This window comes from Geobacillus sp. BK01, from assembly GCF_052220245.1.
In the GTDB taxonomy this organism is placed as follows: Bacteria; Bacillota; Bacilli; order Bacillales; family Anoxybacillaceae; genus Geobacillus.
The window spans coordinates 179,695-205,395 of sequence record NZ_JBQPTH010000004.1 but is presented as its reverse complement, the minus strand read 5'-3'; the positions used below and the strand labels follow the sequence as shown (position 1 = coordinate 205,395).

28 protein-coding genes are annotated in these 25,701 nt (G+C 53.6%); 3 read left to right on the top strand and 25 right to left on the bottom strand.

Features of this window, described 5'->3' with window-relative positions:
• Positions 1-234: 234 nt before the first annotated feature.
• The 16 genes from spoVE to ACTVDO_RS06785 form a co-directional block, all read right to left on the bottom strand.
• Positions 235-1,335 carry a stage V sporulation protein E gene (spoVE, locus tag ACTVDO_RS06860; protein WP_020959246.1) on the bottom strand — a complete coding sequence of 367 codons (1,101 nt, stop codon included), beginning with the start codon at positions 1,333-1,335 and terminating at the stop codon, positions 235-237.
• Between the two features lie 52 nt (positions 1,336-1,387).
• Complete coding sequence (gene murD, locus ACTVDO_RS06855) at positions 1,388-2,743, bottom strand: UDP-N-acetylmuramoyl-L-alanine--D-glutamate ligase (RefSeq protein ID WP_020959245.1); 1,356 nt, start codon at positions 2,741-2,743, stop codon at positions 1,388-1,390.
• Entirely contained in the window at positions 2,744-3,718 is a 975-nt protein-coding gene (gene mraY / locus ACTVDO_RS06850) for a phospho-N-acetylmuramoyl-pentapeptide-transferase (protein WP_442901243.1), read from the bottom strand.
• Positions 3,703-4,164, bottom strand: coding sequence for a hypothetical protein (locus ACTVDO_RS06845; RefSeq protein ID WP_442901265.1), 462 nt, complete (start codon positions 4,162-4,164; stop codon positions 3,703-3,705). The genes mraY and ACTVDO_RS06845 overlap by 16 nt, the downstream gene beginning before the upstream one ends.
• Complete coding sequence (locus tag ACTVDO_RS06840) at positions 4,164-5,633, bottom strand: UDP-N-acetylmuramoyl-L-alanyl-D-glutamate--2,6-diaminopimelate ligase (RefSeq protein WP_020959242.1); 1,470 nt, start codon at positions 5,631-5,633, stop codon at positions 4,164-4,166. The genes ACTVDO_RS06845 and ACTVDO_RS06840 overlap by 1 nt, the downstream gene beginning before the upstream one ends.
• A 113-nt stretch (positions 5,634-5,746) precedes the next feature.
• Positions 5,747-7,681 (bottom strand): stage V sporulation protein D, encoded by a 1,935-nt coding sequence (locus tag ACTVDO_RS06835; RefSeq protein WP_020959241.1) that lies wholly within the window; start codon positions 7,679-7,681, stop codon positions 5,747-5,749.
• A 71-nt stretch (positions 7,682-7,752) separates the two neighbouring features.
• On the bottom strand, positions 7,753-9,963 hold the full coding sequence (locus tag ACTVDO_RS06830; RefSeq protein WP_041267734.1) for a penicillin-binding protein: 2,211 nt from the start codon (positions 9,961-9,963) through the stop codon (positions 7,753-7,755).
• Between the two features lie 6 nt (positions 9,964-9,969).
• A complete protein-coding gene (ftsL, locus tag ACTVDO_RS06825; protein WP_020959239.1) occupies positions 9,970-10,326 on the bottom strand; it encodes a cell division protein FtsL in 357 nt (118 codons plus the stop codon).
• Positions 10,327-10,372: 46 nt separating this feature from the next.
• On the bottom strand, positions 10,373-11,305 hold the full coding sequence (gene rsmH / locus ACTVDO_RS06820; protein ID WP_442901242.1) for a 16S rRNA (cytosine(1402)-N(4))-methyltransferase RsmH: 933 nt from the start codon (positions 11,303-11,305) through the stop codon (positions 10,373-10,375).
• A gap of 278 nt (positions 11,306-11,583) precedes the next feature.
• Positions 11,584-13,212, bottom strand: a complete 1,629-nt coding sequence (gene bshC / locus ACTVDO_RS06815; protein WP_442901241.1) for a bacillithiol biosynthesis cysteine-adding enzyme BshC — start codon at positions 13,210-13,212, stop codon at positions 11,584-11,586.
• A gap of 73 nt (positions 13,213-13,285) precedes the next feature.
• A complete protein-coding gene (locus ACTVDO_RS06810; protein WP_442901240.1) occupies positions 13,286-13,672 on the bottom strand; it encodes a DUF3397 domain-containing protein in 387 nt (128 codons plus the stop codon).
• A complete protein-coding gene (locus ACTVDO_RS06805) occupies positions 13,665-14,555 on the bottom strand; it encodes a 2-dehydropantoate 2-reductase (protein WP_442901239.1) in 891 nt (296 codons plus the stop codon). Before ACTVDO_RS06805 ends, ACTVDO_RS06810 begins: the two co-directional genes overlap by 8 nt.
• A gap of 96 nt (positions 14,556-14,651) precedes the next feature.
• The gene (locus ACTVDO_RS06800; RefSeq protein WP_020959234.1) at positions 14,652-15,227 is read right to left on the bottom strand and encodes an RsfA family transcriptional regulator; all 576 of its coding nucleotides are present in this window, start codon (positions 15,225-15,227) and stop codon (positions 14,652-14,654) included.
• Positions 15,228-15,296: 69 nt separating this feature from the next.
• Entirely contained in the window at positions 15,297-16,052 is a 756-nt protein-coding gene (locus ACTVDO_RS06795) for an enoyl-CoA hydratase/isomerase family protein (RefSeq protein WP_442901238.1), read from the bottom strand.
• Between the two features lie 116 nt (positions 16,053-16,168).
• Positions 16,169-16,342: a 50S ribosomal protein L32 gene (rpmF, locus tag ACTVDO_RS06790; protein ID WP_011230605.1), complete on the bottom strand. Its 174-nt coding sequence runs from the start codon at positions 16,340-16,342 to the stop codon at positions 16,169-16,171.
• A 147-nt stretch (positions 16,343-16,489) separates the two neighbouring features.
• The gene (locus ACTVDO_RS06785) at positions 16,490-17,032 is read right to left on the bottom strand and encodes a YceD family protein (protein WP_020959231.1); all 543 of its coding nucleotides are present in this window, start codon (positions 17,030-17,032) and stop codon (positions 16,490-16,492) included.
• Between the two features lie 369 nt (positions 17,033-17,401).
• On the opposite strand from ACTVDO_RS06785, the gene ACTVDO_RS06780 reads away from it, so the two are divergent.
• Complete coding sequence (locus ACTVDO_RS06780) at positions 17,402-18,622, top strand: nucleotidyltransferase (protein ID WP_442901264.1); 1,221 nt, start codon at positions 17,402-17,404, stop codon at positions 18,620-18,622.
• Here the strand turns inward: ACTVDO_RS06780 and ACTVDO_RS06775 are convergent.
• Together ACTVDO_RS06775 and ACTVDO_RS06770 are read right to left on the bottom strand one after the other, a co-directional pair.
• Positions 18,595-19,614, bottom strand: coding sequence for a SepM family pheromone-processing serine protease (locus ACTVDO_RS06775; RefSeq protein ID WP_442901237.1), 1,020 nt, complete (start codon positions 19,612-19,614; stop codon positions 18,595-18,597). The genes ACTVDO_RS06780 and ACTVDO_RS06775 overlap by 28 nt on opposite strands.
• Positions 19,611-20,399, bottom strand: coding sequence for a patatin-like phospholipase family protein (locus tag ACTVDO_RS06770; RefSeq protein WP_020959228.1), 789 nt, complete (start codon positions 20,397-20,399; stop codon positions 19,611-19,613). The genes ACTVDO_RS06775 and ACTVDO_RS06770 overlap by 4 nt, the downstream gene beginning before the upstream one ends.
• A gap of 130 nt (positions 20,400-20,529) precedes the next feature.
• Here ACTVDO_RS06770 and ylbJ point away from each other — a divergent pair, with 130 nt between their 5' ends.
• Positions 20,530-21,765 (top strand): sporulation integral membrane protein YlbJ, encoded by a 1,236-nt coding sequence (gene ylbJ / locus ACTVDO_RS06765; RefSeq protein WP_020959227.1) that lies wholly within the window; start codon positions 20,530-20,532, stop codon positions 21,763-21,765.
• A gap of 118 nt (positions 21,766-21,883) precedes the next feature.
• Here ylbJ and coaD read toward each other — a convergent pair whose 3' ends face one another.
• Both coaD and rsmD read right to left on the bottom strand, forming a co-directional pair.
• Complete coding sequence (gene coaD, locus ACTVDO_RS06760) at positions 21,884-22,375, bottom strand: pantetheine-phosphate adenylyltransferase (protein WP_020959226.1); 492 nt, start codon at positions 22,373-22,375, stop codon at positions 21,884-21,886.
• Positions 22,341-22,949: a 16S rRNA (guanine(966)-N(2))-methyltransferase RsmD gene (rsmD, locus tag ACTVDO_RS06755; RefSeq protein WP_041267733.1), complete on the bottom strand. Its 609-nt coding sequence runs from the start codon at positions 22,947-22,949 to the stop codon at positions 22,341-22,343. Before rsmD ends, coaD begins: the two co-directional genes overlap by 35 nt.
• Positions 22,950-23,310: 361 nt before the next feature.
• On the opposite strand from rsmD, the gene ACTVDO_RS06750 reads away from it, so the two are divergent.
• Positions 23,311-23,700: a DUF7147 family protein gene (locus ACTVDO_RS06750; protein WP_020959224.1), complete on the top strand. Its 390-nt coding sequence runs from the start codon at positions 23,311-23,313 to the stop codon at positions 23,698-23,700.
• Positions 23,701-23,754: 54 nt separating this feature from the next.
• Here the strand turns inward: ACTVDO_RS06750 and ACTVDO_RS06745 are convergent, their stop codons facing one another.
• The 5 genes from ACTVDO_RS06745 to ACTVDO_RS06725 form a co-directional block, all read right to left on the bottom strand.
• Positions 23,755-24,024 carry a YlbG family protein gene (locus ACTVDO_RS06745; RefSeq protein WP_020959223.1) on the bottom strand — a complete coding sequence of 90 codons (270 nt, stop codon included), beginning with the start codon at positions 24,022-24,024 and terminating at the stop codon, positions 23,755-23,757.
• A gap of 18 nt (positions 24,025-24,042) precedes the next feature.
• On the bottom strand, positions 24,043-24,489 hold the full coding sequence (locus ACTVDO_RS06740; protein WP_020959222.1) for a YlbF family regulator: 447 nt from the start codon (positions 24,487-24,489) through the stop codon (positions 24,043-24,045).
• 162 nt (positions 24,490-24,651) lie between these two features.
• Entirely contained in the window at positions 24,652-25,023 is a 372-nt protein-coding gene (locus tag ACTVDO_RS06735; protein ID WP_041267732.1) for a hypothetical protein, read from the bottom strand.
• 40 nt (positions 25,024-25,063) lie between these two features.
• On the bottom strand, positions 25,064-25,297 hold the full coding sequence (locus ACTVDO_RS06730; RefSeq protein WP_020959220.1) for a YlbE-like family protein: 234 nt from the start codon (positions 25,295-25,297) through the stop codon (positions 25,064-25,066).
• 12 nt (positions 25,298-25,309) lie between these two features.
• The gene (locus tag ACTVDO_RS06725) at positions 25,310-25,693 is read right to left on the bottom strand and encodes a YlbD family protein (RefSeq protein WP_020959219.1); all 384 of its coding nucleotides are present in this window, start codon (positions 25,691-25,693) and stop codon (positions 25,310-25,312) included.
• Positions 25,694-25,701: the final 8 nt, after the last annotated feature.

Here is a 25,701-nt window from a genome sequence, read left to right as displayed (position 1 = left end):
CTTGTCCAACGCCCGCATTCTCGCCCATGGACAAAACACGTTGCCGCATTTGAATAAAAACAAACGGCATCCGCTGCCGTTTTTTGTTCTTTGCACTTGTTTTCATTATATCACAAATAGAATACGAGAGAGAGCCTGTTTTTTATCTCATTTGCCGCCACTATTCGACGGCAGAACACACCTAAGGATGACTAGGGCAAACAAAAGCGGCGGATAGCCGCCGCCTGCCCGCGCCTAGTAGCGGGCATGCCTGCTAATATTGAGCAGCACGCCGATCGCCATCAGCATCAGCGTCAGCGAGGACCCGCCGTAGCTCAAAAACGGGAGGGTAATGCCGGTGACCGGCATCAGTCCAGTAACCACGCCGATATTGATCATTACTTGAATAGCGATCATCGAAATGATGCCAAGCGCCAAAAAACTGCCATACAAATCGGGAGCGCCCAGGGCAATGCGCACCCCGCGCCACAGAAGGAGGCTAAACAAAAGAAGGACGAGCGACCCGCCGATAAAACCGAGCTCTTCAGCTAAAATCGCGAAAATAAAATCCGTTTGCGGCTCCGGCAAATAAAAAAACTTTTGCCGGCTTTGCCCGAGCCCAAGGCCGAACAAGCCGCCCGGCCCAATGGCGTATAGCGACTGGATGATTTGGAATCCACTCCCTAACGGATCTTCCCATGGATTTAAAAATGATGTAATCCGTTTGATTCGATATGGAGCCGATAAAACAAGGGCAGCAAACCCGGCCAGCCCTAATACGCCGAGACCGGCAAAATGGCTGAGACGGGCGCCGGCAACAAAAATCATCGTCACACATGTCCCGACCATCACGGTTCCTGTTCCTAGGTCCGGCTGCAGCATAATCATGCCGAAGGCGGCAAACACGAGCGTCAGCGCTGGCAGCAACCCTTGTTTAAACGATGTAATCTTTTTTTGATTCTCGGATAAATATTTGGCTAGAAACGCGATCAACGCCAGCTTCATAAACTCGGACGGCTGAATGGAAAACGCCCCGACGCCAATCCAACTGCGCGACCCGTTGCGCACCATGCCGACGCCCGGGATCAAGACGAGAACAAGCAGCCCGAAACAAACGATGAGCAGCACCTTCGACCAGTCGCGCCACGTCCAATAATCAATGTTCATTACAAAAAACATAGCGATAATGCCAACACCGGCAAACAAAAGCTGGCGCTTGGCAAAGAAAAACGAATCGTTAAACTTGTATTCCGCCCAGATAGCGCTCGCGCTGTACACCATAATAAGCCCGATGGCCAAGAGCGAAAACGTTAAAATAATGAGCAAAAAATCCGGTGCAGACTTTTTCCGCGGCAATGCCCAACACCTCTATTTTGTAAACTAGAGGGAAAGGGCTGTCCCTTTCCCTCTATTTCAACTTATGCACGGCGTTGATAAAAATGTCCCCTCTCTCCTCGAAAGTTTTGTATTGATCCCAGCTGGCGCATGCCGGAGAGAGCAAAATGACATCGCCCGGTTCTGAGAGCTGAAAGGCAACCGGGACAGCCTTTTCCACATTATCGACATATTCGACCATTTCTATTCCCGCTTCGCGGGCCACGCGGCCAATTTTAGCCGCCGTCTGGCCGAACAGCACCACAGCTTTCACCTGTTGCAAGTATGGGAGAAGGGCGTCAAATTCATTGCCGCGGTCAAGTCCGCCGGCCAACAAAATTACCGGTTCACCGTCGAACGCCGAAAGTGCCTTTTGCGTCGCCAACATATTCGTCGCCTTCGAATCGTTATAAAACCGCCGGCCACCGACTTCCGCCACGTATTGAAGCCGATGTTTCACACCGGTAAACGTCATTAACACGCGAACAATCGCCTCATTGCCGGCACCGGCCAGCTTGGCAGCTGCGACCGCCGCTAAAATGTTTTCCAAGTTATGTTGACCGGGAAGAACGATGTCGGCAATCTTGATGACCGGTTCACCGTTCCAATAAATGGCGCCATCTTGAACGTACGCTCCTTCACCAAGCGGCTTCGTCGCCGAAAACAGCACCTTTTGCGCCCGAACAGACGAGGCGATGTTCATCACAAGCGGATCATCCGCATTGACGACGGCGTAATCGCGTTCCGTCTGGTTGCGGAAAATATTCGCCTTCGCCGCCGCGTACGCCTCCTTCGTCCCGTGGTAGTCCAAATGGGCGTCAAAAATGTTGAGCAAAACGGCGATCGCCGGCCGAAATCTGCCGATGCCAGCGAGTTGGAACGAAGACAGTTCGGTGACAAGCCATTGACCCGGTTTCGCTTCCTTTGCCACCTCGCAGGCGACAAGGCCGATATTGCCGGCAAGCAGCGGGTCTTGGCCGTCTGCCTTTATCATCTCGTAAATGAGCGTCGTCGTCGTCGTTTTTCCGTTCGACCCGGTAATGCCGATAAACGGCGCTTCGGAAATGTGATAGGCAAGCTCCACTTCGGTCACGACCGGAAGCCCTTTTTCGAGCGCCTTTTCGACGAGTGGGTTCGTATACGGAATGCCCGGATTTTTCACGACGAGATCAAACGGCTCATCAAGCAGCTCAAGCGGATGGCCGCCGCAAACGACGCGGATGCCGAGCTGCTCCAACTGCTTCGCCTCCGCATTTTCCGCCAACGGCTTTTGATCGTTGGCGACGACCTCAGCCCCTAATTCAACAAGCAGCCGGGCCGCCGCCACCCCGCTTTTCGCCAATCCAATGACAAGCACACGACGATGTTGATAAAAAGGAGTCGGTTTCAATTAAATCCACACCTCGATATAAATTCCTAGCATCGCGAATAAAAGGCCGACAGCCCAAAACGTGACAACAATGCGCCACTCCGACCAACCGACGAGCTCGTAATGGTGATGGAGCGGACTCATACGAAAGACACGCTTGCCAGTCATTTTGAATGAGGCGACTTGAATGATGACCGATAGCGTCTCAATAACAAATACGCCGCCGATGACGACAAGCAGCAGCTCAAGCTTCGTTAAGACCGCGACCGCCGCGATCGCCCCGCCGAGCGCAAGCGAACCGGTATCGCCCATAAACACTTTCGCCGGGTGGGCGTTAAACACTAAAAAGCCGAGCACGGCGCCGACAACGGCCACACAAAACACCGCGACGTCGTACTGGCCTTGATTCCAAGCCAAGACAGCGTAAGCGCCAAAAGCGATCGCCGCCGTCCCTGCCAAAAGCCCGTCAAGCCCATCGGTCAAGTTGACCGCGTTTGAGCCGCCGACGAGCATAAACAAGAGCAGCACCCCGTACGCCCAACCAAGGTCAAATGACCAGTCGGTGCCGGGAATATGTAGCGCCGTCGAAAAACCGCTTTGCCGATAGACAAGAAAGAAAATGACAGCAATGATGAGCTGGCCGACAAATTTTTGCCGGCTTGTCAGTCCAAGATTCCGCTTCATCACGACTTTAATCATGTCGTCCAAAAAGCCGAGCACCCCGTAACCGACCGTTACAAACAACAATAAATATGTTCCCGCCGAAAGGACAGCAAATTTGGCCGTCATCCATACGGTCGTCGCGACGATGGAAAGCAAAATCATGATGCCGCCCATCGTCGGAGTGCCTGATTTTTTTTGGTGCGACTTTGGCCCTTCCTCACGGATGCTTTGCCCAAATTTTAACCGTCGCAAAAACGGGATAAACAGCGGCGACAAAATGACGGTGACCAAAAAGGAAACGGCCATCGCAATGACGATTAGTTGCTCTGGCATGAATCGTCACATCCTTTTGCCCGCCGCGCGCCGAGCCACCGTTTCTGCAATTCGGCGAGCCGCAAGCGGATCGCCTCATCATCCGGAACGTATGTTCCGTCTTTTTCCGGAAACATAAAAGAAAATTCCGTGTCTTCATCGTCCCCGCTTTTCTCTAAATACTGCTCAAGCAACACCGCAGCCGCTTCAAGCGGCGACGGAACGAAAAAGAGCGGAAACTGGTTTGGAATATAGCGGGGCAGCGGATCACCGACCGGCCAAAATGAAGCGATCGCCCCATGCTCAATGGCCGTTTTTAACGTTTCCGCCCCATTTTCAAGCGGAACGAACAACCCTTTTTTCACTTGCTTTGCCGGGTTGACAAATACGGCGTGAAAGCGGATCGTCTCATCGACAATGCCGCGCGCCTCCTCCGCGATTGATTGCACCATTTTATACGTGACCATCATCTTCTCTCCTTCACCGCCGCTCGGGCGACAGCACGATCATCAAAGTCGATCACATCGCCGCCGATGATTTGATACGTTTCATGCCCTTTGCCGGCAATTAACACAACATCTCCTTCTTGCGCCTGCCCAATGGCATAACGGATCGCCTCTTCCCGGTCGGGAATGGTCACATACGTTCCGTCCCCGGCGCTGACGCCGGCCTCCATATCGCGCAAAATTTGCCCCGGATCTTCCGAGCGCGGGTTATCGGAGGTAAAAACAGCGACATCCGCGTAACGCACCGCCGCTTGCGCCATGAGCGGCCGCTTGGTCCGGTCGCGGTCACCGCCGCAGCCGATCACCACATATACGTTTCGCTTCGCAAATTGACGCACCGTTTTCAGCGCGTTTTCTACACTGTCCGGCGTATGGGCATAATCGACGATAATAGTAAAATTTTGCCCCTCATCGACCGTTTCAAACCGCCCCGGCACCGGAGCGACGGCAGCCAAAGCCGTCACAATCGTTTCAAGCGAAAAACCAGAGGCAAGACAGGCAGCTGCAGCGGCGAGAATGTTATAGACGTTAAACAAGCCGACAAGCTTCGTTTCCACCGCTGCCGACCCGTGCGGCGTGCATAGCCGGAACGCCATGCCGGACGGGGTCATGGCAATCTGTTCCGCCGTCACATCGCTTTTCTCGCGAATGCCATATGTGATGACCGGCGCTGCCGTCATATGTTTATAATATTGCGAAACAGGATCATCATGATTGAAAACGGCAAATTTCGGCCGCTGCTCGTCGTAGCGGTTGCCGAGCTGGGCAAACAAAAGCCCTTTGGCGTTCCGGTATTCTTCCATTGTCCCATGATAGTCTAAGTGGTCTTGCGTCAAGTTCGTAAACACGGCGACATCGTAATCACAGCCGTGCACTCGCCCTTGATGGAGGGCATGCGACGACACTTCCATGGCCGCCAACTCCACGCCTTCGTCAACCATCTGTTTAAACGTGCGCTGCAAAACGAGGGACTCCGGTGTTGTATTCACCGCCGGGTAAGAGCGGTCGCCGATTTTCATCCCGACCGTGCCGATGAGCCCAGTTTTCTTGCCGGCCTTTCTCGCAATTTGCTCAATGATATGAGTCGTCGTCGTTTTACCGTTTGTGCCCGTCACTCCGATTAAATGAAGGCGATGAGTCGGGTGACCGTAGAACGCATCCGCTAAAATCGCCATCGCCCGCCGGCTGTCCGATACGAGAACGACCGGCACGTTCACCGAGAGCGGACGCTCGGCTACAATCGCCACCGCCCCGCGCGCCACCGCCTGTTCGGCAAAATTGTGCCCATCGGCGGTAAAGCCTTTCAGACAAAAAAAGAGAGAGCCGGGCGTGACATGGCGCGAGTCCATCTCCAGCGCAACGATGTCTGGGTTGCCTCCACGATGCGCCCAAAAGCCGGGCAAGCGCGACAGCAGCGTTTGTAATTTCATGTTTGCTTCATCCCTTTCGCTTATAAATAGCCCGCCCAACGGTGCGGACAGCGGAAAAAAGGGGCATAACCAACCCGATGAGTCATCGCATCGGCCGCCCCTTGTGCGATCGTTTACTGTCCCTCTGCCGCCTCGTTTTTCGCCAAATAAATGCGAATCGTCGACCCTTCTTTCACTTTCGCCCCTGGCTCTGGGGACTGTTCAACGACCATATCTCCCTCGCCACTAACATCTAATTTTAAGTCAAAAAGTTGTTCTTGCAAATCTTTTTTTGTCAATCCGATTAAGTTCGGCACTTCGATCACTTTCGGATCGTTCCAATCCCGCTCTTTGGCAAGTTGGTCCTTGCGCGGCTTCACATTCATGGCGCGCAGGCTGTCTTCCATCACTTTTCCAACGATCGGAGCGGCAACCGTACCACCAAACTGAACCGTTCCTTTCGGGTTGTCAACCGCAACGTATACAACAAGCTGCGGATCGTCGGCCGGGGCGAAGCCGATGAACGACACAATATGGTTGTTTTGCAAATAGCGGCCTCCTTGCGCTTTTTGTGCCGTCCCGGTTTTTCCACCGACCCGGTATCCTTCGACATACGCCTTTTTCCCTGTTCCTTGGGCGACGACACTTTCAAGTGCATACCGGACTTGTTTCGACGTTTCCTCGGAAATGACGCGCCGTTTCGCCTTTGGCGTATTGCGGCGGACGACTTCGCCTGTTTCCGGGTCGCGCCACTCCTTGGCGATGTATGGAGTGTACAAAACACCTCCATTGATCGCAGCCGATACGGCGGCGACTTGCTGGATCGGCGTCACCGACACCCCTTGACCAAATGCAGTCGTCGCCAGTTCAACCGGCCCGACCCGTTTTAGATCAAACAAAATCCCCGTTCCTTCCCCTTGCAAGTCGATTCCGGTTTTCTCGCCAAACCCAAATTGCTTAATATAATCAAACAACGTTTCCTTTCCGAGCCGTTCGCCCAGCGCCACAAACCCCGGGTTGCACGAGTTCTGCACGACTTCCAAAAACGTTTGCTCCCCATGGCCGCCTTTTTTCCAACAGCGAAGCGTAGCGCCGGCTACTTTGGCATAGCCCGGATCAAAAAAGTGATCTTTGAGCAAATTCACTTTCTCTTCCTCAAGAGCTGCCGCAAGCGTAATGATTTTGAACGTTGACCCCGGCTCATATGTACTCCAAATCGGCAAGTTGCGGTTATAAATTTCAGGAGGAACGTTGCGGTAGTTGGCCGGGTCGAATGTCGGGCGGCTCGCCATCGCCAAAATTTCGCCTGTATTCGGGTTCATGGCGATGGCGATGATGCCGTCCGGATTGTATTTCGCCTCCGCGATATCGAGCTCTCGTTCAATAATCGTCTGGATGCGCGAGTCAATTGTCAACACTAAGTTCAAACCGTCGGTCGGCGGTGTATAGTCATCGGCCATATCGGGCATGCGCCGTCCTTTTGCATCGGAATAAAATTGCACAGAACCGCGCTCTCCGCTTAACTCTTTGTCATAGTACAGCTCAAGCCCGGTGAGCCCCTGATTGTCAATGCCAGTAAAGCCAAGCACATGCGACAAATAGCTGCCAAACGGATAGTAGCGCTTCGTGTCTTCGGCGATATACACCCCGTCCAAGTCGAGCGCATGCACGCTCGCCGCCTTTTCATCAGAAATTTTCCGTCCTTCCTTTAGACGGACGATCGATGTTGCTTGCGTAATTTGCTTATAAATGGATTCGACCGGCGCGCCCAACACAGCGGCCAGCTTTTCGGCCGCTTCCGCCGGATTTTTCACTTGCCGGGGGATGACGTACACCGTCGGGGCGCTCATATTCGTCGCCAACGGGACGCCGTTGCGGTCCAAAATTTCGCCGCGTTTCGGTTCAAACGGGATGTTCCGGCCCCATAGCCCTTTCGCCCGTTCCGCTAACATATCGCCGAGCCAAAATTGGACGTAGCCGAGACGGAGATCGATAACGGCAAAAATGAAAATCCCGATCAAAAACACGATTGTCAACCGCTTGCGCACGGTAACGTACGACACGCGCATATGGCGGAACCTCCTTCGTGATGGGCTCGTTCCACTATATGCTTGTACGCCCCGTTATAGAACGACAAAAATCATTCGTGCGGCTCGTCGTCTTCCCGTTCGGCCGCCTCTTGTTCTTTCTTCGCCGCTGCTTCCTCCCATTGGCGCGGCGGAGCCAGCTCGACAATCAAATAATCCCCTTTGCGCACTTCCGCTCCCGGACGAATGTTTTGGCTGACAACATAACCGGTTCCTTTCGTACTTGGCCGCAGCCCGAGCACGTTGGCGACTTTCATGGCATCTCGCAGCGAAAAGCCGCGCAAATCCGGCATCGTTGCCGCCCCGTCCGTTTTCAGCACGACCCGCTCGCCGGGAAGAAGACGCTCGCCGCCGCGTGGAAGCTGCTGTTCGACATATTTGCCGTTGCCGATGACGACCGGCACATATCCTTTTTCTTTCAGCTGTTCTGCCGCTGCGATGGCCGTCTGGCCGATCAACGAGTCAAGCGCGCGCCGCCCCGCTGTTTCGGGCTCCGCCTGTTTGTCTTCATCCGGTTCAATATGCAAATAGTGCAGACTGCTTTTCATCACTGTCGTAAAAATTTGTGACACCGGCGCCGCCCCGGTTTCAGTAACATCAAGTTGCGGCTGCTGAACAGCCACATACATGACGAGCCGCGGATCATCGGCCGGCGCCATGCCTAAAAACGAAAAAATATAGTTCTCCCGGCCGGTCAAGTAGCCGCCGGCAGCCGACGGAATTTGCGCCGTCCCGGTTTTGCCGGCGACACCGTAGCCATCGATCTGGTACGGGCGGCCGGTGCCGTGTTCCGCGGTGACAACCGTTTCTAAAATGTCGCGCACTTTGCGCGCCGTTTCCGCCGTGACCGGTTCGCCGACGACAGTCGGTTCATGATCAAGAACGACTTTGCCGTTGTCCGGATCGACCGCTTTTTCAATCACATACGGTTTCATCATTTTCCCATCGTTAGCAATCGCGGTTGCCGCTTGAATTTGCTGAATCGGCGTCACCGACGTCCCTTGGCCAAATCCGGTCGTAATCCGTTCGATCGGATAGCGATAGCGGATTTGCCCAACCGCCTCATTCGGCAAATCAATGCCGGTTTTCTGGTCGAAACGGAAGCGATGCAAATATTGCAAAAACCGGTCCTCACCGAGCTTTTCTTTCACTAAAATGGAAAAGGCGACGTTCGATGAACGCTGCACCCCCTCCTCAAACGTGATCGTCCCCCAGCCGACATCGTTATGGTCGCGAATCGTATTGGGCCCGACTTTGTAAGAGCCGGAGCGATACGTTTCCTTGCCGTTATAGACTCCTTCATTGACGGCCGCAGCGAGCGTAAACACTTTCATCGTCGATCCCGGCTCGTACGGATAGGAAATGGCGTCATTTAAAAAGTTCGTAATATCACGTTTGTTTGGGTCGAAACTCGGGCGGGTGGCCATAGCCAAAATTTTTCCTGTTTTCGGATCGGCGACAATGGCGATCATTTTTTTCGGTCTGTACTGCTTCTCGACGCTATTCATGGCATCTTCTAAAAACGTTTGGATTTTTCCATCGATCGTCAAGTAGACGTTCGCCCCATTGTCCGGCTTGACGATATGCTCTTTTGCCGCCGGCAGGCGAAAGCCGTTCACATCGCCGGCAAATGACACATAGCCGTCTTTTTCGCGCAAATAGCGGTCAAGCCATTTTTCCACTCCCATTTTGCCGACTGTTTCGTTTTCCCCGTTTTTTTGCGCATATCCAATGACATGCGAAGCAAACGTGCCGTTTGGATAAAAACGGGCGGTGTCGCGGATAAAGGCGATGCCCGGCAAATCGAGCGCCTCAATTTTCCGCTTCAGCTCAAAGCTGATGTTGCGGCCGTAAGAGCCGAACTCAACTTGCTTCGCCTTTTTCGTTAAAATGCGCTCCATGTCCTCAACATCCATGCCAAGCAACGGCGCCAGCTTTTTCGCTGTTTTTTCCGGGTCGATGACATGGCGCGGATGATCCGGGTCAGTCGTCATCTCGGGATCCAAAATGGCCACGACCGTATAGGAAGGCACATCCTGCGCTAAAATGGTGCCGTTGCGGTCAAAAATCGTCCCGCGCTTCGCTTCGATCGTCCGCGTTTGTTTATGCTGCTGTTCGGCTTTCGCGGCCAACACATGGCCGTCTGCTTTTCCAGTCCATTGCAGCTGGAGAAAACGGGCAAAAAGCAAGAAAAAGAGCAGGCTAAAAATAATAAACAAAACCCCTGCTCCCCGATGGGTGTTGTAATGCTTTTTCATTTCCATCCCCCATCATTCCTGCACGACTTTTACATGATTTTCGTTAAGCGACAACCCGAGCTCCTTCGCCTTTTGCAAAATGCGCTCGTACGCGCTCAGCCGCTGCACTTCAACGTATAGGTCATTATTTTCCTTTTTCTGTTCATCAATGGCCGCCTCCAACTTTTGCACGTCTTTATTGAGCTCATAAATTTGCACTTGGCTTGAGACCATCTGAACTGCCACGTAAAAGGTAAACAGCAAAAACGAGACAACGAGCAGCTTCTCGGCCAACGTGAAACGAAAACGCCGTTTTCGCTGTGGCTGCGGGCTCGGTGGTACAGCCGGACGCTTTTGTTCGCGCACTACTTTGACTGCCAAATCGTTCACAGCTTTCCCCTCCTGTTTCTCCACTCATTCTTTTTCATCATTCACGTCACAGTTTTTCGGCGATGCGAAGTTTGGCCGAACGGGCGCGGTTGTTTCGTTCCAGCTCCTCGTCGGAAGGAACGATCGGCTTTCTTGTAATGATTTTCAGCACGGGGCGGTAGTCATCGGGGAGAACCGGAAGCCCCGGGGGCAATGGCGGGCTCTCGCTTGCTTTTTTCAACGTTTCTTTGCAAATCCGGTCTTCGAGCGAATGAAACGTAATAACGCTCACTCGCCCGCCCGGCGCCAACAGATCGATCGCCTGCTCGAGCGCCTCGCGGAACGCCTCCAGTTCATCATTGACCGCGATGCGAAGCGCCTGGAAAATACGTTTGGCCGGATGTCCGCCGCTGCGGCGCGCCGGGGCCGGGATCGCCGCTTTAATCACCTCAACGAGCTCCCCGGTCGTTTCGATCGGCTTTTTGCGGCGCATCTCCTCGATTTTGCGCGCCACCTGTTTCGAAAACTTTTCTTCGCCGTAACGGAAAAAAATGCGGACAAGCTCCTCATATGACCAGCAGTTGACGATCTCCGCCGCCGTAAGCCGCTGTTTGCGGTCCATCCGCATGTCAAGCGGCGCGTCATGCTGATAGCTGAAGCCGCGTTCCGGCTCGTCGAGCTGCGGGGAAGAAACGCCTAAGTCAAACACTATACCATCAACAGTATCGATGCCAAGGGCTGAAAGCTCCTCGCGCAAAAACCGGAAATTCCGATTTATGAACCGCACTTGTTCGCCGTAACGGGCGAGCCGCTTGCGCGCGTGCAAAATGGCGGCCTCGTCCTGGTCAAACGCAAACAGTTTCCCTTTTTCCGAGAGACGGGAAAGCAAATATTCGCTATGGCCGCCTCCGCCTAACGTACAATCGACATAGACACCGTCCGGGCGGACGTTTAACCCATCGATCGCTTCCTTTAACAACACGGTTGTATGTTCAAACACATGTCCACCACCTTTGCTGCTTCCGCACGCACTTGCATCGGCCAGTGGCCGCTCCCTTATTATATCGCAAAGACGAACAAAATTTTAGCTTTTTTTGTAAAAAAACGTCCCTTTTTGTTTATTTTTGTCGGATGAAACCAATCATAGCCAAAATGGCGGGATCACTCCTTTACTTTTATTTCCATTCGTTTTGCGTTGTTTTTTTACTATTCATTTCAAGAAAAAAAAATCCTGCTTGAAACAGGATTTTTCTTTTCGACTTTTTCTTTGAAAAAGCCTTACATATATACAATTTTATGCATCCCGTTTTCCGGGGCGCCGATCGCTGAAAGTTTTTCTACAAAATCAAATCCGTAACGGTTCACATAGTAAAACACATTCCAAACCCGCTCCTGGGGCGCACCGTTCGGCCGTAGAGCCGTTTCCACGCGCCAAAATTTTCGCCATTCGGCCTCATGTTTACGCAGCAGCGCCCGCTGTAACGTTTGCTGAAGAAACTCGATTTGTGACTGAATGATGGCGGCATTTTTCGCCACCAATCCTTCCAATCCGCGGTCAATTTCCATGCCAAGCGCGCGCAGCGGCCGGTGCGCCGCTTCGATGTCGGCTTTCGCCTTGGCAAACGCCTCAGCCAGTGGAACTTCAGCCGTCTCCTTGCGCCATTGCTCCCTGGCCTCCTCGAGCCGTCCAGACAATACATCAGCCGCCTCAAGACCAATATCGGCCAGATCGGTTTGCAGCGAGCGGCTGACGATCGTCGCCTGCAAGCGCGGCACAACCGGCGGCACTTCCATCCCAAACAGGGAGAACACCTCTTTCAACTCTGCCCAATAGGCAATTTCCCCAGGACCGGCAATAAAGGCGAGCGTTGGCAGCAAATATTCTTGCATGAGCGGGCGGGTGACGACATTGTTGCTTAAACAGGCCGGCTTCGTTTCAGCGAGTTCGAGCAGCTCTTGCTTTGTGAAGGCGATATTCCCGGCCTTATTGCGAAACACCCTCCGCCCCGCATCATAGTGCAAAAGAGAGCGCTCATAGCCGTCGTAATAAAACAAGTTGGCCGCATCCGGCGCGATCTCGATAAGCGGCGTATATCCGAGCGCCCGCAGCGTCTCTTGCTGAGCCAGCACGGCTGATGTCACATCGCGATGACGGTCAATGAGCGCGGCGAAAAAACGGCGCTCAAGCGGGCGCACCGCCGCATCGCCGGCGTTGAGAACGACTAAACCGTCATTGGCAAACAGGCGCAGGACAATCGCGGCAAAAAAGTCGACAAACGTGCGGGAATCGTCTAGGCACGCTGTGAGAAATGAGAGCAGTTCATTCGTTATGTCCGTTTCCCCGTATGTTTTGACGACGCGCTCAACCCATGCGCCAGCGAGCTCGCGATCAAGCGGCACATCGGTGGCCATTCGCTTTTCGTTCAGCCTGTGCGGATACGCCGCTTTTTTCACTTCGCCGTCCTCGACAACATATACATGGTCAACCTCGGCGATGTCGTGGTCTTCGCCGGCGATCCAAAACAGCGGCACGACGGGTACGCCAAGTTTTCGTTCCTGCTCTTTGGCAAGCTGGATGATCGTAATGATTTTATAAATCGTATAAAGCGGCCCGGTCAGCAGTCCGGCTTGCTGCCCGCCGACGATCACAACACTGTTTTCATCGCGCAGCTTATCGATATTGTTCATCGTCGCCGCGCTGGCGGAAAAACGGCGATGATAGGCGGACAAGTAATCGGCAAGCGCGCGCCGGTCATACGTTTTTCCTTGCACATGGGACAGCCGCCGGCGAAACGCATCATCATCTGCCCGGACATAGGCAAACCCCTTCTCAGCCGGAAATGCACCGGTTATGTAATCAGCAGCCAGCTTCGTTGCCGCCGGCAGCGGAACTTCGCGAACTTCCATGGCGAAAACTCCCTTTCCTATGTATTCTTTCATGAGTATAGCACGTTCGGTATAAAGAGAGAAAAATCATTGCTCAAAGGTTGGCGGCGACGCGCGCCACCATGCCGTATACGAGCAGCCCGGCATAAAGGAAAGCAAAAATGAGAAAACTCGCCCGCCAAAATAAGCGGAACACTGCCGCCGGGCGAAAATCTATCTTTTTCCGCCAATAGCCGAGCGCGATGGCGGTGTGCAGACCGAGCAAAAAGAGAAGGAGATGAACCAAATACGATTTTCCGAACAACACAGCCAGCAAAAAATAGACAGCAGCGATGAAAAATGCGGTCGCAACGTTGACCGCAGCGTAAAACGCCGCCCGCTTCCGCCCGCCAAACAGGCGCGCTCCCAAATAGATGAGCAAAAATAGTAAAAGTGGCAGCGTCACAAATGTCGCCAGCATCGGTGCGAGCCAATCACCCATCCGCGTTCCCCCTTTCTTTTCCTTTCAGCGCACAAACGACAAAGCGAATGAGCGGCAACGCAACACCGCGCGCTTCCCCTTGCTTTAGCACATAGCCTAAAATCGCATCGATTTCCGTCCGGCGCCCGTTTGCCACATCCATATACATCGATGAATAGTTGTCCGCCGTGTTTCGGCATATATGGACAATGCGCTGCCATGCCTGTCCGGCGTCGCGAAGAGGCAGCACTTGCCGCACTTCGTCGAACAGCTGTGCCATCATTTCCCGATACGGCGCAACGTCCAAGAGCGCCCCGTTTTTTACTTGCAGCAGTGCTGTCAGCGGATTGATGACCGCATTAACGATAAGCTTGTCGACAAGAATGCGCTCCCAATCATCCGCCCATTCGATCGGAAAATCATCATCCCCGGACAGTTCGGCAGCCATAGCAGGCGACCCGTATAACGGGGCGAGCAACAGCTTGCCGACGCCTGTATGCACGACAGTCCGATCGTCAAGTTTGAAAGCGCCGTGCTCCACCACACCGACAACGACGTTTTTGTCAGCAAAAACGGACAACTGTTCGAGATGCCCCATGCCGTTTTGCAAAAAAACAAGCGTGCGGACGCGGCGAAACGAGTCGAGTTGTGCACAAACAGCAGCGATATCATACTGTTTGACAGTCACAAATACGAGCGGCTCAACGAGCTCTGCTCCGGCAAACGGCCGCGCTTGAACCGCCACAGTCACCGTTTCTCCATTTTTTTTCAGAGAAACACCATGTTTGGCAAGCTGCTCCGCTTGGGCCAAGCGCCTCGTATAAACCGTTACTTTGTGGCGCTGCCCGAGATAAGCAGCGAGCAACAGCCCGACTGCGCCGCCGCCGACAATGCCAATATTCACGCTTCTCCCCCACTTTCTTGCAAAACCACGTTAGCCTTATTTTAGCAAATGTGCCTTTAATCCGTTAAGAAAAAAAGCCGGCCCAAAAGCCAGCTTTTATCCTTCGCCAACGCCCTCTGCCGCCTGTTCGGCTTGTTTTTCAGCGCCTGTCACCATTTTCCGGGCCCGCTCCATAATGGCGAGCAGCGTTTTATACTCCTCCTGGACAGCCGCCAACTGTTTTTGCAACATCTCTTTTTCCATTTGCAATTTTGTGACCATTTGCTGCAGCTGTTCCATATCATTTTTTAACGCCCGGTTTTCATCGGCTATCCGCCGGGCGTCACGTGCCTTTTGCCCTTCAGCTTGCAAAAAGGTCAGCACTTCCGGCCATGACAGCTTGCTTTCAACCGCCGCTTCCATTTCCGTTTGCCCCCCGCCTTCCTTTGCGGATGCCGTCTCTTTTTTGCGTGTTTTCCGCTCCTGTTTTGCCTGTTCAATTTCCTCTTTGTACTGTTTGCGAACGTACGAATTCCAGCGGAATCCGCACGCTGCGGCCGTCCGTGACAAGCGCCGCCCTACTTCGGCAAACGCCTCGAGCTGGGTGCCGCCTTCACGAATATACTGAAGCACGACATTAGCCAACAGTTCATCCTCTTCTTTCGTCCACGCATCCTGGCGTACTCCTGTCATCCCCTTCCCCCCTTATCGCCGCTTTGTCATTATATGTATGCGGCTAATAGAAACGGTAGAAGGAAAAAATTACTTCTTGCGAAAAAAAGTGCGCAATGCCTGTTCATGTTCCGCCGATCCCCATAGCTCGGCACAGCGATCGATTTCAGCGAAAAATCGCTCCCGAAACCAAGCCGTTCGCCATTTTTCGCCCGCCGCCGCCTTATAGGCTTGCAAGACAGCGAGCGAGCGCGCCGCATAGGGGGCAAGCTGAGCCTGCCATTGTTCGCGCCAGCAGTCAGCCGGCAGAACAGCATCGGCCCAGCCATACGCGGCCATCGCCTCAGCCGTCATCGGCTCAGCGCGTAACAACAAATCGAGCGCCCGCGCATATGGAAGCTTTTCCAACAGCATGGACGCGCCGCCCCAAACGGTCGTAATGCCGAGTCGGCCTTGAACAAACCCGATTCGGCACCCTTCCTTCACAAAGCGGAAGTCGCAAGCGGTCGCCAGCTCGCAGCCCCCACCCATCGCCGTTCCGTTGACAAGCGCCGCCGTCGGTTTTGGGAACGTCAACAGCTTGTACAGCAACTCCCCCATGCGCATGAGCATTTGTTTCGCCTCGGCGCCGCGCAAATGCCCGAACTCGCTTAGATCGCCGCCAGAACAAAACGCCTCGCCGCCAGTGCCGGTAATGGCGAACACTTTCACTTCATCATCGACCGCCGCTTGCTCGAGCGCCCGTTCGAGAGCATGCATAACAGTAAAGTTGATTGCATTGCGCCTTTCGGGACGGCAAATCGTAAACAGTGCGATGCCGCCGTGATGTTCTACCATCGCTTCCATGACCTGTCTCCCCTTTCGTATGTTGAACGTTCTCCCACCTATGCAAACGCTTCGAGGCGGGAGTTGATAAAAAAGGCTGCCCTATGTTCGGACAGCCTTTCGCGTGATGCCGGTCATTATTTGTTGACGACATCTCTTCCTTTGTACGTTCCGCATGCTTTGCAGACGCGGTGCGCCAATTTCCATTCGCCGCAGTTCGGGCATTGCACCATGCCTGGCACTTGCAGTTTAAAGTGTGTGCGGCGCAGTCTTTTTCTCGTTTTCGATGTTCTTCTAAAAGGTACTGCCATCGTTCCCACCTCCTTGTCCGGCACATTCAGCTTATCGATGCCAGCAGGCGGACAACCGTTGATCGGGCCGCCGTCCGCCGGCAAACAAGGCAGCTGCCGGACGGTGCGCATTTCATCGGCGCCATCGGCCGGCAACGCCGGTAGATGTCATTCCTCATTTTTCTCTTCAAAAAACTTGGCCAACCCTGCTAGACGAGGATCGACTTTGTTCGCTGTCCGCTCTTCGAGCGCCTTTTCCCATTGCTCTTCCGAAAGAACGTCCCATCCTTCTCCGTGCTGCGGCGCCCCGCCAGCGGCCGGGTCGTCAGCAATGAGCTGCAACGGGATTTCAAGCAAAATAAGTTCGCGAATAACGGGATTCAAATCAATAGTTTCCCCGGTCACGATATGGGTGTCCTCGTCCGTTTCGACAAAATCGCCGCCGTCGGCAAAAAACGTCTCCGTCGTCTTGATGGAAAACGGATACGCAACATCGACGAGCGTCCGCGAACACGGCAACACCATCGTTCCCGACAGCGTCAAGTGAAACGTGAACTTTGTCGAACCGACATCTGCTTTTCCTTGGACGCGAACCGGTGAAATCTCACGGATCAACGTGTCGATTTGCTTTAAATCAGACACATCGACCGTCTCGTCAATCGCCATTTCTTTATGCTGGAAACGGCGAAGCTGTTGAACCGTCCATTTCATATGATCACCTCAAGGCAACGAATAAAATTATACGTTCCGTTTGTATTTTTGTCAATGTTTTTTCTTTACAACCATTTCGCCTTTCGGAAAAAGGGAAATAAAGCGGACGGAAAGGCATACTCCCATCATTTCCAAAATTCCCTGTCAACATGCACGCTTTTGCCTGTTGGCAACTGGACCAAAGTCGACACTGCTCCTCGCTGTGCTTGCCATCGGCTGTTTTTTGCTTCTTTGACAAGCGTCATCTCCACACTCGCAGTTGATCTCCGCTGCCGCTTCTTTCATACTAGATTACATACAGGAGGTGTGACGATTGACGAACGATCGTTTGAACATCAGTCGGCATGTGTTCTGTTGGGGAGATTGGCCATGAAAGCTGCCGGCGTCATCGTTGAATACAACCCGTTTCATAACGGCCATTGGCATCATTTGCAAGAAACGAAGAAAAAAACTGGGGCCGACTGCCTTATTGCCGTCATGAGCGGAAATTTCCTGCAGCGCGGCGAACCGGCTATCGTTTCAAAATGGGCGCGGACGAAAATGGCACTGGCTGCAGGCGTGGATCTCGTCATCGAACTGCCGTACGTATTCGCCGTTCAGGCGGCCGAGCAGTTTGCGCACGGAGCGGTGCGGCTGCTTGATGCCCTCGGCTGTCGGGAACTTTGCTTTGGCAGCGAATCTGGTGACATCACCGCCTTTTTGTCTGCCGTCGAAACGTTGTTTCAGCGAAAAGAGGAGTTTGACTCCCTCGTCCGTGCCGGACTTGCGCGCGGGCAAAGCTTCCCGAAAGCGAACGCCGAAGCGTGGCGGCAGCTTGGTTCCGTCCCGCTCGACTTATCAAAGCCAAACAATGTGCTTGGCTTTGCGTACGTGAAAGCGATTCGACAAAACAAGCTGGCAATCGTACCGCGCACCATCCCACGCCTGGCAGCCGGGTATCATGACGAATCGTTTTCCCACCCATCCATCGCCAGCGCCACAAGCTTGCGGAACGCGTTGGGGCAAACCGGGCAGCTGGAACGAATTGCTGCGTACATCCCGTCCGCCACCGCCGAACAGCTGCGGCAATATCGGCTGACGTACGGGCGTTGGCACGATTGGGAGATGTATTTTCCGCTGCTGAAATACCGGCTGTTGACAGCCACCGAAGAGGAATTGCGCCGCATCGCCGGAGTCGAGGAAGGCATCGAATACCGACTGAAGCAAAAAATTGCCGGCGCCGAAACGTTTGCTGCTTTCATCGCCGCCACGAAGACAAAACGGTACACCTGGACGAGGCTGCAGCGTCTATGCGCGCATGTATTGACAAATTTCACAAAAGAGGAACAAAATAAGGCAATGGCCCCGACGTACATCCGGCTGCTCGGCATGAACGAAACCGGCCGCCGCTACTTGCAGCAGGTGAAGAAGGAACTGGCGTTGCCGCTCGCCGCCAAGGCTGCCAAACTGAACGGCGATCCGCTATATGAGCAAGAAAAAAAGGCGACAGCCGTCTATGCCGCCGCCTTTCCCGAGCCGCTATACAGCGCCGCGCTAAAGGAAGAATACGCGACGGCGCCCATCTACTCCTCCGGCATCGAACGCAAATAGCGGATCGCGTCATCAAACGTATCGACCGGGACGATTTTCATCTTCGTCCCGATTTTTTGCGCCGTCTCGACCGCTTTACGATAGTTTGACGACGGCGCGCCATGCTCATTCGGGGCGAAGAACACATCCGCTCCTTCACGGTCGGCCGCCACGACTTTTTGCGAAATGCCGCCAATTGGGCCGACTTTCCCATGAACGTCAATCGTTCCGGTGCCGGCGATTTTCCGTCCTTTCGTTATATCCTCATCTACGAGCTGATTATAAATTTCGAGTGAAAACATGAGTCCGGCTGACGGACCGCCGATTTGTTCCGAATCGACGTCCACCGGCGGATCGGTGCGGACGTCATAGTCCGTCATCAATGTCACACCAAGGCCGACTTGATTCGGATGGTGCGGAAACGGCTTCAGCCGAAGCACGGCCTCCTGCCGCTTCCGATCGCGGACAAACGTGATGTGGACACGATCGCCGGCTTCTTTTTCCCGAACGTAGTTTACCATTTGCTCTGACGAGTTGAGCGGCCGGTCGTCGATCGCAGCAATGCGGTCGCCGGCTTCCAGGAGACCGGCTGCTGGCATATTAGGAAGAACACTCATCACGTACACACCTTTTGCCTCATACGCGACCGGCTTTCCGGCGTGCCGGTAAGCGACAACGATCGCCGCCTCTTTTGACTGTTCCATGAGCTCAAGCTGGCGCATCGTATATTCTTTGTCGCTCTCCCCTTCCTGTCTGATCTCCTCTACTGGATGCAGCTCGTAAAACGGGCGGATATGGGCGAGCAAATACGCGATGACGTTCGCCCGTCCCATGCGGACCGTCGTCAACATAAACGTTCCCGCATCGCGGTCACCGTGTTCGACATGAACGAGCGGCTTTAAGTTTTGTGCACTTCCCGGCATCGTTACATAATATGGGAGCTTCATAAAAATGAGCAGAAATGCGAGGGCAATGCCAAAGAAAAACGCTGCGATATACGTCCGTTTTTTCATTCGTGCCATGGCTCCTTCCACTGTTCGATCGCTTGGCGGATCGCCCTGATCCGTCTCCGCGCTTCTTCTTCGCCGCAGGCGATAATTTCCTCAACATCCGTAAACGCCCGCGAGCTGTATCGCTCAACACGCGGCCGGATCATCACGTCTGAGGCGAGCTGGCGGTAGGCGACGAGCTCGGCTTGCAAAATGTCGAGGCTCTGCCAAATTACATCGACAATCGATGTAATTTCTGCCCTCGTGTTAAGCGGGGCGACATCGACGGCGATGACAATATCCGCCCCCATCGCCCGAACGACCGATACCGGCACCCGATCGACGACGCCGCCGTCGACAAGCAGCCTCCCATCTATCTCAGCCGGCACAAAAATTCCGGGAATCGAAATGCTCGCCCGCACCGCCTGAGCCGCTTCCCCTTGCCGAAACACGACTTTCCCCCCCGTCTGCAAATCGGCAGCGACAACCGCCACCGGCGGAGAAAGATCCTCGATTCGCTTCCCTTTCGTCAACAAACGGATGAACTCAGCGATGCGATCGCCGGCAATCAACCCCATTTTTGGTACCGTCCAGTCAAGAAAATCGTTGCGCCGGAACGATTTAGCGAGCCGATAGAGCCGGTTGAGGCCATGACCGCTCGCATAAAGAACGGCGATCAGAGCCCCGATGCTGCTGCCGGCCAAGCAGGACACCGGAATATCTTCCTCCTCCAATACTTTTAATACGCCAAGATGGGCAAATCCGCGCGCCCCTCCTGAACCGAGCGCCAATCCGACCTTCGGCGGCACAATCCTCCCCCCTTCGCTGCGGCGCTCCCCGCTTTCATCTTATGGTCTAAAACGTCCCCCTATGCTCGTATATTAGGTTATATGAGGTTGTACCGCGCAAAGCCGCACGGCGAGAAAAGGGGGGAGAACGTTGAAACGAAACTGGGGAACAAAATTGAAAACGGCACTGCTCGCTTCCGCTGTCACCTTATTTGCGTTTTCGCTCATTTGCTACCCGAAACAGTCGCTTGAGGCGTCCATTCGCGGTTTAAATATGTGGTGGGAAGTCGTTTTTCCGTCGCTCTTGCCGTTTTTCATCGTCTCAGAGCTGCTCATCAGTTTTGGCGTCGTGAACTTTCTCGGCGTCTTGCTTGAACCGCTGATGCGCCCGTTGTTTCGGGTCCCGGGCGTTGGCGGGTTTGCCTGGGCGATGGGAATGGCGTCCGGCTACCCGTCCGGAGCCAAACTGACCGCCCGCCTGTACCAGGAGAAACAACTATCTACCATTGAAGCCGAGCGGCTCGCTTCCTTCACTAACTCGTCGAACCCGCTGTTCATTTTTGGCGCTGTTTCGGCTGGATTTTTCAACAATCCACATCTCGGTCTTGTGTTGGCTGTTTCCCATTATTTAGGGAACATTGGCGTCGGATTGATCATGCGTTTTCACGGCATCCGAAAGGAACAAGGGCGGCCAAAGCGAAGCCCCCGCCCGTTTTCGTTTCCGTATGCGCTGCGCACGTTGCACAAAACGCGGTTGAAAAACGAACAACCGCTTGGCAAACTGCTCGGCGACGCTGTCCGCTCCTCCGTCCAGACGTTGTTAATGATCGGTGGTTTTATTATTCTCTTTTCTGTCGTCAACAAACTGTTGTACATGGTGCACCTGACGGAACAGCTCGCTCCGCTGCTGCGCCATCTGCTTCGCCTCGCCCAGCTGCCGGAGCAGCTTGACATCCCAGTGTTTTCCGGACTGTTTGAAATTACGCTCGGCAGTCAAATGATCAGCCAAACAGAGGCGGCGACGCTGCTTGAAAAAGCGGTGGCGGCAAGCTTCGTCCTCGCTTTCGGCGGCTTTTCGGTTCAAGCGCAAGTCGCCAGCATCCTTGCCGAAGCCAACATTCGCTTTCAGCCGTTTTTTGTCGCCCGTCTGATGCACGGAGTATTCGCGGCTTCATTTACATACTTGCTTTGGGAGCCGTTGTATGTACGGACAGCCAGCGGAGAGCCGGGCATCGTTCCGGCGTTTCTGCCCACCGCCTCGGGCGGCGCTTGGGATGAAGGCTGGCAGCTGCTGCAGCAATATGGGCCGCTAGTGACACTTCTCTTTCTTTGCCTGTATATATGGCTGGCCGCCAAAGCAGCCAATGAAACCCGTGGGCGCTTGTAGCCGTTAGGCGCCCGGCCCCCCAGGGCCATCCGGCAGCCAAGACAACGCTGTTATTGTTTCCGTTATCAGCCCACTTCCAAGCCGTGTTTCAGCTGTCAGCCGGACGCTGCTCCCGCCTTTAATCGGCGGCAGATGCAAACTTCTGCCTTAGCGCCGCTTCCACGATCGGGGGGACGAGCTCGGAAATATCGCCATTATATTTCGCAACTTCTTTGACGATGCTAGAGCTTAAAAACGCATATTGGCTGTTTGTCATCATAAAAAATGTTTCGATGTTCTCATCGAGGACGCGGTTCATCGACGTAATTTGCATTTCATACTCAAAATCGGACACGGCACGCAAACCGCGCAAAATGGCGTTCGCCTTTTTGCTGCGGGCATAGTCGACAAGCAGGCCGTGAAAGGATTCAACACGAACGTTCTCGAGCGTCCGCGTCACCTCGCGCAGCAACTCCATCCGCTCCTCGACGGTAAACAGCGGCTTTTTTGACGAATTGTTTAACACGGCAACATAAACTTGGTCAAACACTTTCGCTCCCCGTTTAATAATATCCAAATGCCCGTATGTCACAGGGTCAAAGCTCCCTGGGCAAACGGCAATGCTCGCCATCGCTTTCGTCCCCTTTCTGTTCGTCTGTCCGGCGATACATGGTGACGCCGGTAATGCCATACGTTTCCCGTTTCCATTGCTTCAGGTTGCCGGCTTCCTCCGGCAGCTCGGCCCCGACGGGATGTTCGGCGACTACAACGCCGCTCGCCTCTAACAAGTCATGACCGGCAATCAACGATAAAAGCGCCGGCCACTTTTTCTCCTTATATGGCGGATCGAGAAAAATGACAGAGAAGCGCAAGCCGCGTTTCGCTACTGCCTTTAATGCCCGCTCGGCATCGTTGCGGTAGATTTCCGCCCGTTTCTCGAGCCCGCAGGCAGCAACGTTTTTTCGGACCGTTTGCACTGCCTTCGCATCGTGGTCAACGAAAATGACGCGCTCGAGCCCGCGGCTGAGCGCTTCAATGCCTAAACCGCCGCTGCCGGCGAACAAATCAAGGCCGATTCCTTCCGTGAAATATGGTCCGATCATATTGAAGATCGCTTCTTTCACTTTATCGGTCGTTGGACGCGTCGACATCCCTGGAACCGCTTGCAGATGCCGGCCTTTACATGTTCCGGAAATTACTCTCATCGCGTTCACCTAATTCGTCGTTTTCACCGTAATCTTACCATAAAGTTAGTCATCGGCAAACCCAAGAATTTTTTATCGGCGAATGTATAGAAATCGGCAAACCGTCCATAATGAGTAATGGCAACATCGTAAATGGCGTTGTTGCCAATGACGGAGAAGACTTACGTTTCCCCATAAGTTCTTCCTCCGGTTTCTCCTCTCCCTTTTCTTTTTCTTTCCATCCCTTGTTTCCGCCCTGCGCGGGGTCAAGGAATTGGAAAGAGCCTTGCGGATCGTTTTGTCCGCAAGGTTTTTTTTATTGCAATTTCTGCAGATGGCCGGTAAAGTGAAGGATGGACGATGATTGCAAGGGGGATCGTATATGATTCAACGTTTTATCGAACTTGGCGAAGGCTATTCGGATCTATACGAATTGATCGAGTTGGCGCGGGTCAATCGCCATCGCTTATCCGGCTTCTTTGCCTTTCATACGCTGAAAAAAGACCAGGCCGTCGTCTCCTTGGCCGTTGTGCTTCACCCAACCAACCCGGGCGACTTTCAGCCGCTTTATATTTGCCGTGAAGGCATTCCTGATCCGTCCGTCAAACCGAACAGACGGTACGAACTGTTCGCAGAAACCGGAAAAGAGCTTGGTACAACCATCATCCATCTCGATGTCAAACCATCGACCATGTTCGCTGACCTTGATCTGTACTACCAGCACTTAATCGGCATTATGCGGATGAATCGCTTCATTCCGCCGCTTCAATAGTGAAAAAAAAGCGGGCCCGTATGGCTGATGCCAACTAGGGCCCGCTCGTTTCTTTCATCCAAGCGGATATGGGGAGTCTTTTTCTTTCTCCCTTTTCGATTCAAACTCCATCCTTAAAAACGGTCGGTACGACGGCTCGACCCGCTTGACAAACGGGAGTGCGGCAAGCCTTTTCATCACATGGTCGACCTGCTCCATATCGCAGTAAAGAACTGCATACTTCAGCCGCTTGGAAATGTAATGAATGTTGCCGAACTTGCGCAGCTGTTTCCCGTATTTCAGCGAGTGAAGCCAAACGATAATCCCTTGCCGTTTTGGAAACATAGTCCCTTCCCCTTTTTTCTATATGCGGCAGCCGCAGCTCCCACCGCCCCCGCAACCGCCGGAACAGCCGGCCGACAAAAAATACGGATTGCCGGTCGGCACTTTCACATGTTCCGATACAGCCTTGCCGATCAGCACGCTAATATCATCAAGCAGCTGCTGCAGCGCCTTTTCCGCCTCTTTAAAGACGGCGACCGTCTCGTGCAAATCAAGCTCCCGTTTCGCCTCGCGCACTTCTTTCATCACGCTGCGGTAATCGGGATGATATTTGCCAAAGCGCTGCACTTCCTCGTACCGTTCCTTCAGCTTCACAAAGCGGCCGATCAACTGTTGGGCGCGGCGGTCTTGCTTGAGCCGCCAAAACGCGCGGCGATATTCGTCCGCCACGTCTGACTCAACAACCATTTTCGCTAATGCTTCCGCTTTATCCAAAATCTCGATGCGCTCGAGAGTAGCAATCCTCACAAATAGGCACCTCCACTATCCATCATACCATGAATGAAGGAAAAATGAAAAGGGAAGAGATTACGGGGGAAAGAAGGGCGCAAAAAAAGACTATCCGAAAGCCGAAAAAAAACTCAACCGGATAGCCTTGCCGCCGCAAGCGAATTAAGCCGCCTGCCATCTTTACGAAATCGTCACTTCAAACTCATGCGCCATACCGGCCGCTTTCCCATCGTTGTAGACGAGTTCAAGGCGAATGACGTGCTTTCCGCTCGGCAGACCACGCACGATAAAGGCGGCTGTATACACTTCCGTCATTTTCTGTCCATTGAGATACACGTTGATATGGCCGCCCCCATCTCCTTTGCGAAACGGAAATTGAACGGCAAAACATTCAATGAAGATGTCGTTCCCTTTCACCTCATGCTTTACTTGCAATTGACCGGCCGCAGACAGCGCATGAGGAGCAGCTGACGTTGCGGCCGGCCAGACGGTTGCAAACGCCAAAAGCAGCAGCGCACACCCGGTCCATACAAACCATTTTAGCAAAGACATCACTCCCTTTTAGAGCTAGTCTTTGCCGTTTGCCGTCAAATTAGTCGCGCAGCGCTTTGAACATTTGCCACATAAGCGAGGCCATTTGCAGCGATTGGGAAATTTTTTCTACTTTATCAGGAATCGTTTGCTCATAGTGGCGCAAAGCGGCCAACTGAAGTGTCGACAGCTCATGCGGGCGGCGGGCAAGCAACCGGTACCAGCGCGGCTGTTCACGCAAAAACGCACGCAACATTGGATTTGCCTGCACATATTGCCATACGTCTCTTCTCATCGCTACCACCCTTTAGTCTTTACGGAAGGAAAACGGATGCGTCTCGTTGTTCGGACGTTGCGGACCGGCTCCTTGAAATTCGGAAAGAATGCCTTGGATCGCAGCAATGGCCTGCTGGACGTTCGTCAAATGTTTTTGCACTTCTGCCGCGTCAAGCTGCCCAAGCATTGCGGCGAGCTTATCAAGCCATTTGCCTGTTCCTTTTTCTTCCTCTTTCTCCTTGTTGTTTACGTCGCGGTACGGCTCCCATATGTCGTCATCCTCTCCGAACAAGTACCAGTCTTCGTACACTTGCTTCCACGTCTTTTTGCCGCTGCGCACCTCTTGGATGAGTTTCGGGTGTTTTTTGACAAACTGTTTGAACTGTTCAACGGAAGGATGCAGAGGCTTGGCCATGGACATTC

Excerpts from the sequence above, each read along its gene's own strand:
- mraY (WP_442901243.1), bottom strand. The coding sequence starts at position 3,718 with ATGCCAGAGCAACTAATCGTCATTGCGATGGCCGTTTCCTTTTTGGTC.
- ACTVDO_RS06845 (WP_442901265.1), bottom strand. The coding sequence starts at position 4,164 with ATGGTCACGTATAAAATGGTGCAATCAATCGCGGAGGAGGCGCGCGGC.
- ACTVDO_RS06840 (WP_020959242.1), bottom strand. The coding sequence starts at position 5,633 with ATGAAATTACAAACGCTGCTGTCGCGCTTGCCCGGCTTTTGGGCGCAT.
- ACTVDO_RS06835 (WP_020959241.1), bottom strand. The coding sequence starts at position 7,681 with ATGCGCGTGTCGTACGTTACCGTGCGCAAGCGGTTGACAATCGTGTTT.
- ACTVDO_RS06830 (WP_041267734.1), bottom strand. The coding sequence starts at position 9,963 with ATGGAAATGAAAAAGCATTACAACACCCATCGGGGAGCAGGGGTTTTG.
- bshC (WP_442901241.1), bottom strand. The coding sequence starts at position 13,212 with ATGGAAGTTCGCGAAGTTCCGCTGCCGGCGGCAACGAAGCTGGCTGCT.
- ACTVDO_RS06810 (WP_442901240.1), bottom strand. The coding sequence starts at position 13,672 with ATGGGTGATTGGCTCGCACCGATGCTGGCGACATTTGTGACGCTGCCA.
- ACTVDO_RS06800 (WP_020959234.1), bottom strand. The coding sequence starts at position 15,227 with ATGACAGGAGTACGCCAGGATGCGTGGACGAAAGAAGAGGATGAACTG.
- ACTVDO_RS06795 (WP_442901238.1), bottom strand. The coding sequence starts at position 16,052 with ATGGAAGCGATGGTAGAACATCACGGCGGCATCGCACTGTTTACGATT.
- rpmF (WP_011230605.1), bottom strand. The coding sequence starts at position 16,342 with ATGGCAGTACCTTTTAGAAGAACATCGAAAACGAGAAAAAGACTGCGC.
- ACTVDO_RS06785 (WP_020959231.1), bottom strand. The coding sequence starts at position 17,032 with ATGAAATGGACGGTTCAACAGCTTCGCCGTTTCCAGCATAAAGAAATG.
- ACTVDO_RS06780 (WP_442901264.1), top strand. The coding sequence starts at position 17,402 with ATGAAAGCTGCCGGCGTCATCGTTGAATACAACCCGTTTCATAACGGC.
- ACTVDO_RS06775 (WP_442901237.1), bottom strand. The coding sequence starts at position 19,614 with ATGAAAAAACGGACGTATATCGCAGCGTTTTTCTTTGGCATTGCCCTC.
- coaD (WP_020959226.1), bottom strand. The coding sequence starts at position 22,375 with ATGGCGAGCATTGCCGTTTGCCCAGGGAGCTTTGACCCTGTGACATAC.
- rsmD (WP_041267733.1), bottom strand. The coding sequence starts at position 22,949 with ATGAGAGTAATTTCCGGAACATGTAAAGGCCGGCATCTGCAAGCGGTT.
- ACTVDO_RS06750 (WP_020959224.1), top strand. The coding sequence starts at position 23,311 with ATGATTCAACGTTTTATCGAACTTGGCGAAGGCTATTCGGATCTATAC.
- ACTVDO_RS06745 (WP_020959223.1), bottom strand. The coding sequence starts at position 24,024 with ATGTTTCCAAAACGGCAAGGGATTATCGTTTGGCTTCACTCGCTGAAA.
- ACTVDO_RS06735 (WP_041267732.1), bottom strand. The coding sequence starts at position 25,023 with ATGTCTTTGCTAAAATGGTTTGTATGGACCGGGTGTGCGCTGCTGCTT.
- ACTVDO_RS06730 (WP_020959220.1), bottom strand. The coding sequence starts at position 25,297 with ATGAGAAGAGACGTATGGCAATATGTGCAGGCAAATCCAATGTTGCGT.
- ACTVDO_RS06725 (WP_020959219.1), bottom strand. The coding sequence starts at position 25,693 with ATGGCCAAGCCTCTGCATCCTTCCGTTGAACAGTTCAAACAGTTTGTC.